13 protein-coding genes are annotated in these 14,424 nt (G+C 68.8%); 5 read left to right on the forward strand and 8 right to left on the reverse strand.

Going from position 1 to position 14,424, the window contains the following annotated elements; all coding sequences use genetic code 11:
- Positions 1-112 precede the first annotated feature (112 nt).
- Positions 113-1,525 (reverse strand): MFS transporter, encoded by a 1,413-nt coding sequence (locus AC1DB8_RS12475; protein WP_441418414.1) that lies wholly within the window; start codon positions 1,523-1,525, stop codon positions 113-115.
- Positions 1,526-1,811: 286 nt separating this feature from the next.
- Here AC1DB8_RS12475 and AC1DB8_RS12480 point away from each other — a divergent pair, with 286 nt between their 5' ends.
- Genes AC1DB8_RS12480 through AC1DB8_RS12490 form a run of 3 tightly spaced genes read left to right on the forward strand, consistent with a single transcriptional unit; the run spans position 1,812 to position 7,021 of the window.
- Positions 1,812-3,257 carry an MFS transporter gene (locus AC1DB8_RS12480; RefSeq protein ID WP_441418415.1) on the forward strand — a complete coding sequence of 482 codons (1,446 nt, stop codon included), beginning with the start codon at positions 1,812-1,814 and terminating at the stop codon, positions 3,255-3,257.
- On the forward strand, positions 3,258-5,468 hold the full coding sequence (locus tag AC1DB8_RS12485; RefSeq protein WP_476893208.1) for a molybdopterin oxidoreductase family protein: 2,211 nt from the start codon (positions 3,258-3,260) through the stop codon (positions 5,466-5,468). It begins immediately after the preceding gene.
- Complete coding sequence (locus AC1DB8_RS12490) at positions 5,465-7,021, forward strand: FAD-dependent oxidoreductase (protein ID WP_476893209.1); 1,557 nt, start codon at positions 5,465-5,467, stop codon at positions 7,019-7,021. Before AC1DB8_RS12485 ends, AC1DB8_RS12490 begins: the two co-directional genes overlap by 4 nt.
- Positions 7,022-7,030: 9 nt before the next feature.
- Here AC1DB8_RS12490 and AC1DB8_RS12495 read toward each other — a convergent pair whose 3' ends face one another.
- Genes AC1DB8_RS12495 through AC1DB8_RS12505 form a run of 3 tightly spaced genes read right to left on the reverse strand, consistent with a single transcriptional unit; the run spans position 7,031 to position 9,365 of the window.
- Complete coding sequence (locus tag AC1DB8_RS12495; RefSeq protein ID WP_476893210.1) at positions 7,031-7,855, reverse strand: amino acid ABC transporter ATP-binding protein; 825 nt, start codon at positions 7,853-7,855, stop codon at positions 7,031-7,033.
- Positions 7,842-8,507 carry an amino acid ABC transporter permease gene (locus AC1DB8_RS12500; protein ID WP_476893211.1) on the reverse strand — a complete coding sequence of 222 codons (666 nt, stop codon included), beginning with the start codon at positions 8,505-8,507 and terminating at the stop codon, positions 7,842-7,844. Before AC1DB8_RS12500 ends, AC1DB8_RS12495 begins: the two co-directional genes overlap by 14 nt.
- Before the next feature lie 36 nt (positions 8,508-8,543).
- Positions 8,544-9,365: an amino acid ABC transporter substrate-binding protein gene (locus AC1DB8_RS12505; protein WP_441418419.1), complete on the reverse strand. Its 822-nt coding sequence runs from the start codon at positions 9,363-9,365 to the stop codon at positions 8,544-8,546.
- Between the two features lie 242 nt (positions 9,366-9,607).
- Here AC1DB8_RS12505 and AC1DB8_RS12510 point away from each other — a divergent pair, with 242 nt between their 5' ends.
- On the forward strand, positions 9,608-10,246 hold the full coding sequence (locus AC1DB8_RS12510; protein WP_476893212.1) for a hypothetical protein: 639 nt from the start codon (positions 9,608-9,610) through the stop codon (positions 10,244-10,246).
- Here the strand turns inward: AC1DB8_RS12510 and AC1DB8_RS12515 are convergent.
- A complete protein-coding gene (locus AC1DB8_RS12515) occupies positions 10,243-10,782 on the reverse strand; it encodes a flavodoxin domain-containing protein (RefSeq protein ID WP_476893213.1) in 540 nt (179 codons plus the stop codon). The two genes, AC1DB8_RS12510 and AC1DB8_RS12515, sit on opposite strands and share 4 nt — an antisense overlap.
- Before the next feature lie 169 nt (positions 10,783-10,951).
- Between AC1DB8_RS12515 and AC1DB8_RS12520 the strand changes: the two genes are divergently transcribed.
- On the forward strand, positions 10,952-12,409 hold the full coding sequence (locus AC1DB8_RS12520) for a benzaldehyde dehydrogenase (protein ID WP_476893214.1): 1,458 nt from the start codon (positions 10,952-10,954) through the stop codon (positions 12,407-12,409).
- 112 nt (positions 12,410-12,521) lie between these two features.
- Here AC1DB8_RS12520 and AC1DB8_RS12525 read toward each other — a convergent pair whose 3' ends face one another.
- Genes AC1DB8_RS12525 through AC1DB8_RS12535 form a run of 3 tightly spaced genes read right to left on the reverse strand, consistent with a single transcriptional unit; the run spans position 12,522 to position 14,409 of the window.
- A complete protein-coding gene (locus AC1DB8_RS12525; RefSeq protein WP_476893215.1) occupies positions 12,522-13,007 on the reverse strand; it encodes an SRPBCC domain-containing protein in 486 nt (161 codons plus the stop codon).
- Positions 13,004-13,840 (reverse strand): oxidoreductase, encoded by an 837-nt coding sequence (locus AC1DB8_RS12530; RefSeq protein WP_476893216.1) that lies wholly within the window; start codon positions 13,838-13,840, stop codon positions 13,004-13,006. Before AC1DB8_RS12530 ends, AC1DB8_RS12525 begins: the two co-directional genes overlap by 4 nt.
- Positions 13,837-14,409 carry a TetR/AcrR family transcriptional regulator gene (locus AC1DB8_RS12535; RefSeq protein ID WP_441418425.1) on the reverse strand — a complete coding sequence of 191 codons (573 nt, stop codon included), beginning with the start codon at positions 14,407-14,409 and terminating at the stop codon, positions 13,837-13,839. Before AC1DB8_RS12535 ends, AC1DB8_RS12530 begins: the two co-directional genes overlap by 4 nt.
- Between the last annotated feature and the right edge of the window lie 15 nt (positions 14,410-14,424).

The following is a 14,424-nucleotide window of genomic DNA, read 5'->3' on the forward strand; positions in this document are numbered from 1 at the left end:
CCGTCGTCGCGCTCCTGCCCAGTTATTCAGCCGCCACCGCCCCGGGACACGGAAATGCCCGGCGTGTCCACAGAACACACCGGGCATTTCAGCCAATATCCGGGCTGGAGCGTCAGGCTACGTTGTTCTCGTAATCCAGGTCGCGGGTTTCCTTGCTCACAAACAGGGCGATCAGCGTCAGCACGGCCATGGCGGTAAGGTACACGCCCACCAGCACGGGGCTGCCCTTCGCCAGTTCCCAGAGCCAGACGGCGATGAACGGTGCCACAGCCGCGCCCAGGATGCTGGAGACGTTGTAGCTGATGGCCGAGCCGGTGTACCGGACGTTGGTCGGGAACAGCTCCGGCAGCAGCGCGCCCATCGGCCCGAACGTGAGGCCCATCAGGGAGAAGCCGATGATCAGCAGGGCCATGGTGCCGACGAAGCCGCCGCTGAAGAGCGGAACGAACAGCAGGCCGAAGACGAAGATGCCCGCGGTCACGGCAATCAGCATCTTGCGGCGGCCGTACTTTTCGGCCAGCGGGCCGGAGACCAGGGTGAAGATGCCGAAGAACACGACGCCGGCAATGAGCATCCAGAGGAAGTCGTTGCGGGTGAAGCCCAGGCCCGGGACAAAGGCAGCGGCTGCTGCCTCGGTCATCGGCTTGCCGGCCTTCTCGGCGGCGGCCTTGGCGGCGTCCAGGCTGGATGCGCGGGTGCCGTAGGTCAGCGTGAACGTGGTCATCAGGTAGAAGAGCACGTAGGTGGCGAGCATGATGAACGTGCCCAGGATCAGCTGGCGCCAGCTGCTCTTGAAGACCCGGCCCAGCGGCAGCTTGGCGACCTCGTTGGATTCGATGACCTTGGTGAAGGCCGGGGTTTCGATCAGCTTGAGCCGGACGTACAGGCCGATGATGACCATGACGGCGCTGAGCAGGAACGGCACGCGCCAGCCCCACGCTTCGAAGGCCGCCGGGCTCAGGGTGTAGCTGAAGACCAGGAAGATCACGTTGGCGATGATGAAGCCGATCGGCGCGCCCAGCTGCGGGAACGTGCCGTAGATGGCGCGTTTGTTGGCCGGGGCGTTCTCGGTGGCCAGCAGGGCCGCGCCGCTCCATTCGCCGCCGAGGGCGAGGCCCTGGGCGAAGCGCATCACGACGAGCAGGGCCGGGGCCCAGAAGGTCCAGCCGGGAACGGTGGCCGTCGGAAGGCAGCCGATCAGGAACGTCGCGATGCCCATGGTGAGCAGCGAGGCGACCAGGGTGCCCTTGCGGCCGAACTTGTCACCGAAGTGGCCGAAGACGATCGAGCCGAGCGGGCGGGCGATGAAGGCAACGCCGAAGACGGCGAAAGAGCTCAGCAGCTGGGTGGTCTCGTTCTGGCCCGGGAAGAAGAGCTTCGGGAAGACCAGGACGGCGGCCGTGGCGTAGACGTAGAAGTCGTAGAACTCAACGGTGGTGCCGATCAAGCTGGCGACGATCACGCGGCCGCGCGAGTTCACCTGCTTGGCGGACCCATGCTCCGTCGAAGTGGCAGTGGATGACATGTAGTGACGCTTTCATGAAGACCGGATCGCTCTGCGGAGAGGCGTCCGGCTAAGGAATGGATATATGTCTGATATTAGTTCCTCGTGTCCACGCAATGGACAAATGTTCCACTATTTGGACAATTCGTGTCGTCCCACCTGTTGGTCGCCCCCGCTGCGGCGCCCACGCCGCCTCACGCCGTCACAAAGGAGCCGATAGGCAAACGTCACAGCACGTTAACAAAGCGCGAGCGTCCCGGAAATGCGGCGTCCCTAGTTTTGAGGGACAACCCCGAAGGAGGTCCCCGTGACTGCTGAACGCATTGCCGACGCCGCAACCGGCGTTTCCCCCAACCACGACGCCGATGCCGCACCCGCCGCCGAGCGCACCGCCGTCGCCGGCCCCGCGCTCGAGTACCGCCCGGGCCGCTGGATCGCCAACTGGGACGCCGAGAACAAGACCCAGTGGGAGTCCCTGGGCCGCGGCATCGCCCGGCGGAACCTGAACTGGTCCATCTTCGCCGAGTTCCTGGGCTTTGTGGTCTGGCAGCTCTGGTCGATAGTGGTGGTCCAGCTCCCCGGGGCCGGCTTCCGCTTCTCCACCAACGAAATCTTCTGGCTGATCTCGATGCCCAGCCTGGTGGGTGCGACGCTCCGGATCCCCTACACCTTCATGGTTCCCCGCTTCGGCGGCCGGAACTGGACCATCGTCTCGGCCATGCTGCTGCTGATCCCCTCGACCGGGCTGGCCCTGTGCGTCGGAAACCCCGGCACCCCGTTCGGCGTCATGCTGCTCGTGGCCGCCCTGGCCGGATTCGGCGGCGGCAACTTCGCCAGCTCGATGGCCAACATCACCTTCTTCTACCCGGCCCGCGAAAAGGGCTGGGCGCTGGGGCTGAACGCCGCCGGCGGGAACCTGGGCGCCGCCGTCGCCCAGCTCGCCGTGCCGGTCGCCATTACCGTGCTGGCCGCCGGGACCGTGAACCTGCCGGTGGCCGGGCTGATGTGGATCCCGTTGATCCTGCTCGCCGCCTTCGGCGCCTGGAAGTACATGGACAACCTGACCAGCGCCAAGGGCGACGTCGCCGGCTCACTCGCCGCGGTCAAGGAACCGCACCTGTGGATCATGGCGCTGCTCTACATCGGCACCTTCGGCTCCTTCATCGGCTTCGCCGGCGTGTTCCCCAAACTCATCAAGGACTACTTCCCGGCCTTCTCCTCGATCGGCGTCGGGACCGTGGCCTTGTCCCTGGCGTTCCTCGGGCCGCTGGTCGGCTCGCTGGCCCGGCCCTACGGCGGCAGGATGGCGGACCGGCTGGGCGGCGCGCGGATGACCGTGACCGCGTTCGCCGCGATGGCCGTCATCACCCTGACCATGGTCTGGACCCTGCCGCTGGGCAACTTCTGGCTCTTCCTGGCCCTGTTCCTGGCGCTGTTCACCGCCAGCGGCTTCGGCAACGGGGCCACCTACCGGATGATCCCGGTGATCTTCGCCCTGCACAGCCGGGCAGCCCTGTCCGGGGCCAGCACCGTGGCGACCCAGCGGCTGGCGTCCTCCGCGCTGGGCCTGATCTCCGCGATCGGCGCCTACGGCGGCTTCGTCATCCCGCAGGTCCTGAACGCCTCCAACACCGCCAGCGGCTCCTACACCCCGGCCTTTTACGGCTTCGTCGCGGCCTACCTGGTGATGCTGGCCGTCTGCTGGACCTGCTACCTGCGCCCCGCCACCCGCCACGGAAAAGGACACGTCTAAATGAGCGACGGCGCCGCCACGCACTGCCCGTACTGCGCGCTCCAGTGCGCCATGACACTGACCGTTCCGGAGGTGCAACCCGCGTCGGCAGTTCCGGCGGCTGCAGCTCCGGCACGGCCGGACGCTCCGCTGGAAGTGGCCGGCCGGGACTTCCCCACCAACCGCGGCGGCCTGTGCCGCAAGGGCTGGACCTCGGCGTCGCTGCTGGAGCACCCGGGGCGCGTCACCGAGCCGCTGCTCCGGGGCCCCGACGGCGTGCACCGACCGGCCAGCTGGGACACGGCCCTGGAGCTCACCGCCGCCGCGGTCAAAAATACCCGCGCCGCGTACGGGCCGGACGCCGTCGGGGTGTTCGGCGGTGGCGGCCTGACCAACGAGAAGGCCTACCAGCTGGGCAAATTCGCCCGGCTGGCCCTGGGCACCTCGCGGATCGACTATAACGGCAGGTTCTGCATGTCCTCGGCCGCCGCGGCCGGGATGCGGGCCTTCGGCCTGGACCGGGGCCTGCCGTTCCCGCTGGCGGACCTGGGTTCCGCCAGCACCGTCCTGCTGCTGGGCTCCAACGTCGCCGAGACCATGCCGCCGTTCGTCCAGCACCTGCAAGGGGCCCGCGACGCCGGCGGGCTGATCGTCGTCGACCCCCGGCGCTCCGCCACCGCGGCATTCACTGCCGACGGCGGCGGCCTGCACCTGCAGCCCCTGCCGGGCACCGACCTGGCCCTGCTGCTGGGCCTGGCCCACGTTGTCATCCACGAGGACCTGACGGACGGCGCCTACATCGCGGAGCGGACCACCGGCTACCCGGCCCTGCTCCGCAGCGTCGGCCCCTACTGGCCGGAGCGCGTGCAGTCCCTCACCGGGGTCCCGGCCGGACTGGTCCGCGACACCGCCCGGCGGCTGGCCGAAGGTGCGCGGCAGGGCGGCAGTTACATCCTCACCGGCCGCGGCGTGGAGCAGCACGTGGACGGCACGGACACGGCCACCGCCGCCATCAACCTCGCCCTGCTGCTGGGCCTGCCGGGCTCGGCGCGCAGCGGCTACGGCACCCTCACCGGCCAGGGCAACGGCCAGGGCGGCCGCGAGCACGGCCAGAAGGCGGACCAGCTTCCCGGCTACCGCAAGATCACCGACCCCGCCGCCCGCGCCCACGTCGCCGGCGTATGGGGTGTCCCCGAATCCTCGATCCCCGGTCCCGGCGTCCCCGCCGTCGAACTGCTCCAGTCCCTGGGGCGGCCCGACGGCGTCCGCTGCCTCTTCGTTCACGGCGCCAACGTGGCGGTCTCCGCCCCGGATGCGAACGCCGTGATCGCCGGGCTGCGCAGCCTGGACTTCCTGGTGGTCTGCGACTTCTTTATGTCCGAGACCGCGGCCGAGGCGGACCTGGTCCTGCCGGTGACCCAGTGGGCGGAGGAGGAAGGCACCCTGACCAACCTCGAGGGCCGGGTGCTGCGCCGCCGGCGGGCCATCAATCCCCCGCCCGGTGTGCGCAGCGAACTCTGGATCATGACCCGGCTGGCCGCGCTGTTGGACGCGCCCTCGACCTTCAGCGAGGATCCGGAGACCGTGTTCGAGGAGCTCCGGCTCGCCTCCGCGGGCGGCCTGGCCGACTACTCCGGGATCGACTACGCCTTGCTGGACCGCGGCGAGGAAGCCTACTGGCCCTACCCGGCCGGGAGCTCCGGGACGCCGCGGCTGTTCCTGGACTCCTTCGCCCATCCGGACGGCCGGGCGGTGTTCACTCCAGTGGCGCCGCGCCGTCGAACGCTTCCGGTCGCGGCGGGCGGCGCCGACCCGGCGGGCACCCCGATGACCCTGATCACCGGGCGTCTGCTGGAGCACTACCAGTCCGGCGTCCAGACCCGCCGGGTGGCCGCCCTCGCCGCCGCACAGCCCGAGGCGCGGCTGCAGATCCACCCGGCCGCCGCCGCGGCGCAGGGCATCGCCGAGGGCGACGTCGTAGCTGTCGCCAACGGGCGCGGCGAGGTCCTCTGCCGGGCGGAGCTGAGCGCGGGGATCCGGCCGGAGACGGTGTTCCTGCCGTTCCACTTCCCAGGATGGGAGAGCGCGAACCGGCTCACCGAGGCCGCCACGGACCCGGTCTCCGGGATGCCGGAATTCAAGACCAGCAAGGTGTGGCTGCGGCCGGCTGCGGCAGGCTCCCGGGTCGAAGGAGTGCAGGCCGAAGTCCTCCAGATGGAAGGTGCATCATGACGGAACGGATTGTGGTGGTGGGCTTCGGCCCGGTGGCGGCGCGGCTGATCGACGAGTTGCTGCCCGCGGTGCGGGGAGGCCTGGTGGAACTGACGGTGGTCGGCGAGGAGGCGGAGGCGGCCTACAACCGGGTGCTGGTGGCCGACCTCGGCGTCGGCCGGACCACGGCAGGCGCCATGGCGCTGGCCGATGCTGCGGCGCTGGTCTCCGACGGCGTGGATGTCCGGCTGGGCACCCGGGTCCGCCGGGTCGACCGCGCCCGGCAGCGGGTCCTCCTCAGCGACGGCAGCTCCCCCGGCTACGACCGGCTTGTCTTCGCCACCGGTTCCCGTCCGGTAATCCCCAACCTCACCGGGCTGAACCCGGATCCGGCCGCCCCGGTGCTGCCCGCCGGCGTGACGGCGCTGCGGGACCTGGCGGATGCCGCGGCGCTGCAGGCGGCGGTAGCCGGCGGAAAGCGCGTGGTGGTCCTCGGCGGCGGCGTCCTTGGACTCGAGACCGCGCTGGCCGCAGCCGAGGAGGGCGCCGCCGTGACCGTCGTGCACAACGGCCCGCACCCGCTGGGGCGCAACATCGACCGCGGCGGCGGCGCCGTGCTGGCAGCTTCGCTGCGGAACTGCGGCGTGAAGGTGGCCGGCAACGCGCGCTCGGTCGCCGTTGAACACAACGCGCCCGACGGCGGCTTCTCCGCACTACTGCTGGAGGACGGTTCCGCGATCGACGGCGAGCTGCTGGTCCTCTCCTGCGGCGTCCGGCCGCGGACCGAACTCGCCGAGGGCTGCGGACTGTCGACGGCGGCCGGCATCCTGGTGGACCACCGGCTGCGGGCGCACCACGAACCCCACATCTTCGCGATCGGCGACTGCGCCGAGGTCCGCTGCCCCGACCCGGACTGCCTGGACTGCCGGAGCGCCCGGGGCCCGTCCGGGCTGGTGGGACCGGGCTGGCGGCAGGCCGAATGGCTCGCCGAATACCTGACACTGCTGGCCTCCGGCTCCCCGGCCGGGGCGGAAACCCTGCCGCCGCTGCCGGCGGAACAGCCGGGCGTGCTGGTGCTCAAGGCCCGCGGGCTGACCATGTCCGTGGCCGGGGATGTTTCCGCGGATCCGTGGGACGAGGAAGCCCTGACCGCGGGCGCCGTTGGCGGCCGGGCCCGGCTGCAGGTGGCCCAGTGGGCCGACCCGGAGCACAGGCGCTACGTCAAGATCAGCACTCGCGCCGGTGTGCTTGAGGGCCTCGTGGCGGTGGGGATGCCGCGCACGGGGGCGGAGCTGGTGCAGCTCTTCGAGCGCGGCGCGGAGCTCCCCGCGGACCGGTCGCTGCTGCTGCGCCTGGACGGCCCGGACCAAGCTGCTCCTACTGCTACTGATCCGGACCGCACGGTGTGCCGGTGCGCCGGGGTGAGCGGGACTTCCATTACCGCCGCGGTTTCCTCCGGTTGCGGGACGATAGCCGAGGTCTCAGCCTCCACCCGCGCCGGCACCGGCTGCGGCGGCTGCCACGAGGACATCAAGGGGCTCATCGAGGAGCACTTCCAAGGCGCGGTGGCCTAGGGACCTGCCTTAGAACGGATTCAGCAGCCGGTCCACGAACTGCCGGGTGCGCTCCTCCCGGGGGGCGCGCAGCACCGTATCCGGGTGCCCACGTTCCACGACCACCCCGCCGTCCATGAAAATGACTTCGTCGGCAACCTCGCGGGCGAAGGCGAGCTCGTGGGTGACCACGACCATGGTCCAGCCCTCGTCCGCCAACTCCTTGATGACGGTCAGGACGTCGCCCACCAGCTCGGGGTCAAGCGCCGACGTCGGCTCGTCAAAAAGCAGCAGCTGCGGCCGCAGGGCCAGGGCGCGCACGATGCCGACCCGCTGCTGCTGGCCGCCGGAGAGCTCGAAGGGATAGCTGTTTTCCTTGTCGGCAAGCCCGACCCGGGCGAGCAGTTCCCGGGCCTCCTTGACGGCCTCGGCCTTGGGCCGCTTCTGCACCTGGACCGGGCCCTCGATGACGTTTTCCAGGGTGGTCTTGTGCGGGAACAGGTTGTAGTGCTGGAACACCATCGCGCTGCGGTCCCGCATGGCCGCCAGCTGCTTCTTGGACACCTGCGCCGAAAAGTCGACCGAGAGGTCGCCGTCGAACTCCACGACGCCGGCGTCGGGAACTTCGAGGCCGTTGAGGCACCGCAGGACCGTCGTCTTGCCGGACCCGGAGGGCCCGATCAGGGTGACCACTTCACCCCGGCGGACGTTCACGTCAATGGATTTGAGCACTTCGTGCTTTCCAAACGCCTTGCGGAGTCCGCGGACGGACAGGAGCGGGGTGGCGTCCGGTGTGGCGTCCGGTGTTGCGTCCGGGAGGCCACCGTCCGGGAGATCGGATTCAGTGGGCGACATAGCGGTCCAATCTCTTCTCGAGGACTGACTGGCCGCCGGCGAGGACCAGACAGATGATCCAGTAGATGACGGCTGCTTCCAGGTACAGCAGCATGAATTCCTGGCTGAAGGCCGCCACCTGCTGCGCCTGGCGGAACAGCTCGGTCACCAGGATCAGCGAGGCCAGCGAGGTGTCCTTGACCAGGCTGATGAAGGTGTTGGACAACGGCGGGACCGAGACCCTCGCGGCCTGCGGCAGGATGATCCGCACCAGTGACTGGCGCCGCGACATGCCGATGGTGTGGCCGGCCTCCCACTGGCCCTTGGGAACGGACAGGATGGCCGCCCGAATGACTTCGGCGGCGTAGCCGCCCACGTTCAGGGAGAAGGCGATGATCGCGCTGGGCCACGGACTGATGGTGATGCCGATGGACGGCAGCCCGTAGAAGATGACAAACAGCTGAACCAACAGCGGCGTGCCGCGGATTACGGAGATATAGATCCGTGCGATCGCCGACAGGACGGGATTGCGGCTGAGCCGCATCAGGGCGACCACCAGGGCAAGCAGCAGCCCCAGGGCAAACGAGGCCAACGCCACGGGAATGGTGCCGGTGATCGCCCCCATCAGGATCGGTCCCAGCGACCCCCAGACGAGATCCCAGTTGATCGTCATGATCGGGAGCCGCGTTCTTCGACGGTTTCCATCCGGCTACTTGGTGACGTCGGCGTTGAAGTACTTCTGCGAAATCTTCTTGAGGGTACCGTCGGCCTGCAGTTCGGTGAGGGCCTTGTCGACGGCGGCGGTCAGGCTGGTCGAGCCCTTGCGGAACGCGAAGGCGCTGAGTGACTTGTCCGTGGTCTCGGCGGCAATCTTGATGCTGTCATCGCGGGCCGTCTTCTGCTGGTCAAGGTACGTGAGCTTGTCGTTGATGGTGGCATCGACGCGGCCCTGCTTGAGCAGCGTGATGGCCTGTGCCCAGCCCTCAACCGCCTGCACGTTGGCTCCGCTCTGCTGTGCCAGCTTGTACCAGTTGCTCGTCAGCGACTGCGCCGTGGTCTTGCCCTTCAGGCTGTCGAAGGAGGTGATGTCCCCGTTGTCGGACTTGGTGACAATGACGCCGGTGCTGACGGTGTACGGGGTGGAGAAGTCGTATTTCGCCTTGCGTTCGTCCGTGATCGAGACCTGGTTGGCGACGACGTCGAACCGCTTGGCTTCGAGTCCGGCAAAGATGGCGTCGAACTGCGTCTCCTGGAAGGCCGGCTTGACGCCGAGCTTGCCGGCGACGGCGGTGATGATCTCCACGTCGTAGCCGGTCAGTTCGCCGCTGCCGTTGGCGTGGAAGGAGAAGGGCTTGTAGGTGCCTTCGGTTCCGACCCTGAGCACCCCGGCGCTCTTGACGTCGCTCAACGAGGTGTCCGGGCCGCCTGCCGGTGCGGAGCTGGCAGGCGTTGTGGACGCCGAACCGCATCCGGCCAGGGCGAGTCCTGCGGCTGCGATGAGGCCGATAACGGAAAGTCGTGTGCGCTTCATGGTGGTCCTTCGTCGAGGAGCCGGCAAGGGCTCGCCAGCTTGGCCGCGTGGCGGCATTCTTACTTGCGACGATAGCAAGACCGCTCCTCGATGGAAGACCCCAAATGACGGCGTATGACGGCCCGGCCTGAGACAGGTTTGACGATTGCACTCGTTCGCCCCATCAGGCCTTTCTCCCCTTGGCCGCGCTTCCCCGCTGGGCTTCAATAAGCACAGGATCCCACCGCCCCTGGGAGGCACCCATGTCGGTCCCCATCATCCTGGCCGTGGCCGCCGTCGTCGTGGTCGCCGTGGTGCTCGGAGTTGTGCTCAACCGGCAGAAGGATCCGCAGCGGCGCGCGACCGCGCTGACCCGGACGGGCGCGGTGCTGATGACGGTCTTCACCGTGTTCGGCGCGGCATTCATCGGCGGCTACGCCCTGGAGGAACCGGGCGGGTCGTCCGGTCTGACGGTGCTCCTGGCCTGGGCGATTCCGATGCTGGTCCTAGCGGCCCTCGCCTGGTTCTGGCCGGCGGGGGCAGCTCCCCTGCTGGTGGCACTGACGGCGGCCTTCGTGGCGCTTTGCGTGTGGTTTGCCGTCGACTCGACCATGGCGCGCAGCTTCCAGGAAGTGAACGGACCGGTGCTGGCCGTCGGCGTCGTCGCCCTGGCGTTCCCGGCCGCCATCCTCGGGTTGAAGCGGACCGCCCTGGCGGGTTGGCTGCTGCTGGCCCTGGGTGCGCTGCCGCTGCTGATCACGGTGCTCGGCCGGTCGGGCCCGATCGCCTCGCTCGCGGCGGCAAGCGCGGTCCCGCTGATCACCGGTGCCGTCTACCTGCTGGCGGCCCGGATGGCCAGGGGCAGTTCGGCGTCGGGAAGCGTTCGGGCCGCGGTCGTCTAGGCGCTGGCGGCGGGCAAGCCGGCCAGGAAGTCCTCCGCAAAGCGCCGGACGCCGTCCCACTCGGTATAGACGTAGTCGCGGGACATGTCCGTGTCCGGGGAACCCTGTCCGCTGACGATCCTCTTCATCATGTGCCGCTTGAGGAAGCCGTACTCGCTGTACAGCAGGGCCCCGCCGAACAAGCCGACGTGCGCCGGCCGCCACCCCGTTTCCTCCTCGAACTTCTCCACATAGCTTTCCGCCCGTCCCTCGTCCCCGACCACGGCGAGGCTGACCGAGAACAACGCCGAAGGCAAACGTTCCAGCGCGGCCTTGTTCGCGCGGACGAAGTCTGTGACGACCCCCTCGTGCTTGCCCATGTGGACCGAGGCGCCGACGATGACGGCGTCGTACTCATCCGGGAGGGCGTCGCCGGCGGTCTGCAGGTCGGCGGTCCGTGCCTCGTGGCCGTGCTCACGGATGACGTAGGCGATGTACTCGGCGATCCGGGCCGTCTGGCCCTCGACGGTCCCGAACGGAAGGTAAATGTTGGCCATGGTCCACTGTGCGAGCACCGTTTAGCGCCGGGCTAGGGCCGAATGTCACCGAGGGTCTTGACGGCGGCGCCGGCACAGCATGTGATGGACGGGATCGGCCCGTACGCTTTCGGCCCGGCGTACGGCCGCACCAGACTGCCTCAGGCAGCCCCACGATGAAAGGACAGACATGTCCCTGCTCGACTCAGCCCTCTGGGAGGGCAAGATCTACCTCAACGGCTGGCGCACCGGCGGCGGTGGGACCGCCGACGCCGTCGAACCAGCCACCGGCGACACCCTGGGCAGCTACGGTGTCGCCTCCGTTGCGGATGTCCGGGAGGCCGCCACGGCCGCTGCCAAGGCACAGAAGGAATGGGCCGCCCGCAATCCCGAGGACCGCGCGGCCGTACTGCGCCGTGCCGGGCAGCTCTGGGAGGAGCACGGCGCGGAAATCCAGGACTGGATCGTGCGCGAATCCGGCGGCATCCCGCCCAAGGCCGGACTGGAAACGCACATCGCCGCCAACGAATGCTATGACGCCTCTGCACTGCCCTCACTCCCGGCCGGCGACGTGCTCACCTCCAACGAAAACCGTTGGTCCTTCGCCCGACGCCGGCCGGTGGGCGTGGTCTCGGTGATCGCACCGTTCAACTTCCCGCTGATCCTCTCGATCCGCGCCGTCGCCCCAGCCCTCGCCCTCGGCAACGCCGTGCTGCTCAAGCCGGACCCCCGCACCGCGGTCTGCGGCGGGGTGACGCTGATGCGGATCTTCGAGGAGGCCGGACTCCCGCAGGGACTGCTCTCGCTGCTGCCCGGCGGCGCGGACATCGGCGCCGCCGTAGTCGAAGCTCCCGAAGTCCGGGTGATCGCCTTTACCGGCTCGACGGCGGCCGGCCGCAAGATCGGCGAAACCGCCGGCCGGCTGCTCAAGCGTGCCCACCTCGAGCTGGGCGGCAACAACGCGCTGATCGTGTTGCCCGGCGCCGACCTGGCCAAGGCGGCTTCCGCGGCGGCGTTCGGATCGTTCATGCACCAGGGCCAGATCTGCATGGCGGCCGGCCGGCACATAGTGCACGAGGACATTTACGAGGACTACGTCGCCGCCCTCGCCGAGAAGGCCGGCCACCTGCCGGTGGGGGATCCGAAGAGCGGCACCGTGGCACTGGGCCCGGTGATCGACGAACGCCAGCTGCACCGGGTGGACGGAATTGTCCAGGACGCGGTGCAGGCCGGCGCCCGGCTGGCTGCCGGCGGCACCCACGACGGCCGGTTCTACCAGCCCACCGTGCTGGTGGACCTGAAGGAGGACAGCCCGGCGTGGAAGGACGAGATCTTCGGCCCGGTGGCGCCGGTGATGAAGTTCTCCACCCTTGACGAGGCCGTGGCGCTGGCCAACGACAACGAATACGGCCTGTCGATCGGCATCCTGGGCGACGTCGGCATGGCCATGACCATCGCGGACCGGCTCGACTCCGGCAAGGTCCATATCAATGAGCAGACGGTCTCCGACGAGGCGAACTCCCCGTTCGGCGGAACGAAGAACTCCGGCAACGGTTCCCGGATCGGCGGCCACCACGCCAACATGGAGTCCTTCACGGAGATCCAGTGGCTCACGATGCGCCCGGACATCGCGCCGTACCCGTTCTAAGCAGCCGCCTGAGCGGAACAAAAAGGGAGGGGCCGGCGGAAACTTCCGCCGGTCCCTCCCTTTTCCGCCGGTGCGAGTCGGTAAGGTGCACCGTCCCTGGGGTCGACGTGGCCTACGGCCTGACCGTCGCGGCTTCCGCTGTCTCGACCAGGGCCTCGAGCCAGTGTTGGTGCTGCCGTTCGATGCTCCGCTTCACTACCGGTCCGAGAAGCCGCGCGATGATTCCGCTTTGGACCTCTTCGGTCACAATGAGTGTGCCGCCGTCGGGGGTGGGCTGCAGATCCCAGCGGTGGTATCCGGAGGACCCGCGCCCGGCGCCCTCCCAGGCCAGCCGGCTGGGCGGGGCGAACTCCCGGACTGTGCTGGCCACGCGGAGGCCGAAGGTGGTCCAGGTGAAGGTCGATGCGCTGGTCAGCTGTTGCCCTCCGCCATCAATGCTTACGTCGCGGGCATTGCGGTACCACCGGGGCCACGCGGCCGCTTCGATGAGCACCTGCCAAAGCAGTTCGGCAGGCAGGTGGGTGCGGATCTCGTTGTAGGCGTAAACCCGCGCCGTCGAGGGGTCGAAGGGTGCGGGCCAACTGTCGGTGGGCTTCATTTCTTGCTCTTGAACTGCAGGCGGAGGTAGGCATCGAAAAGTCCCGAGCCCAGGAACCGCCGGGACTGGACGATGGCTTTGGCGGCCGGGGTGACGGTATAGCGGGGCCGGGGCCGGCGGGACGTCACTGCGTGCTCAACCGCGCTGGCGACGGCGTCGGGTTCGGCAGCGAGGACCGGCGAGGCGTAGGAGGTGGCCATTTGCTCGTCCGCGGCAGCCCGCAGGGCCGCGTACGGTCCTGCCGCTTTGCCGGAGGCGGCCAGGGTCCGGGAGGCGGTGGCACCAAAGCCGGTGCGGATCAGGCCCGGGGCGATCAGGGAGGTGTGGATGCCGAAGGGCGCGGTCTCGAAGCGGAGCGCGTCAGTGATGGCCTCCACGGCGTACTTAGTGGCGTGATAGTAGCCGCCGACGGGGAACGTGACCCGGCCTCCCATCGAACCGATGTTGACGATCCGCCCGGCCCGGGCGGCCCGCATCCCCGGCAGCACCAGCTGGATCATCCGGGAAAAGCCGAAAACGTTGGTCTCGAACTGACGCCTGACCGCATCCAGCTCGGCTTCCTCGATCGTCCCGTACTCGCCGTAACCGGCATTGTTGATGAGGACTCCGACGCTGCCGTGCTGTTCCTCGACGGCGCCAACGGCCGCGACCATCGATGCTTCGTCGGTGACGTCGAGCGCCAGGACTTTGGCTCCGGCACGCCCAAGATCGGCAATCGCCTCAGGCTGTCGCGCGGTGGCGTAGACGGTGAACCCGGGTTGGGCGAGCAGCCGTTCGGCTGTCGCGCGGCCAATGCCGGAGGAGGCTCCGGTGATCAGTACTGCTGTGGTCATGGTTGTTCCTTCGTAGGAGTGAGGCTGTTGAGACCGGTGACGAAGACTTCGACGCCCCGACGCAGGCGCTCGGGCAGGGCGGCTGGATTGGAAACGCCCGCCTCCAGGCCGCGGGTGAAGGCCAGCAGGATCTCGGCCGCTTCCGGGGCGTCCGCCGCCGGGTATGAATCGTGAACTGTCCGCGTCAGCAGACCGAGCATTGCCTCGTCGTAGCGTCCAAGCACGTCCGAACTCAGGCGTGTGTCGACGCCAAGGAGTTCTGCCGCATGTGCCGGGCTGTCCCGCCAGATCTGCATCACCAGACCGAGCTTGGCCGACAGGATCCCTGCCAGCCGCGCCTCGGGGAGCCCTTCCATTTCCGCCGCGTGTTCGGAGGCGGCGAGGGCACCGGCCAGCAGGCGCTCGACCAGCGCCCGGAACACGTCTTCCTTGTTGCGGAAGTACTGGTACAGGGCCGCCCGGGACATGCCGGCTTCCTCCGCCAGGTCGTGCATTGTGGTCCGGCGGGCACCGTGTCGGGTGAAGCACACGTAGGCCGCGTCGATGATGGCGTCTGGACGGCTATTCATTCTGACAATATATGC

The sequence above is a fragment of the Arthrobacter sp. 10N410 genome, from assembly GCF_056394945.1.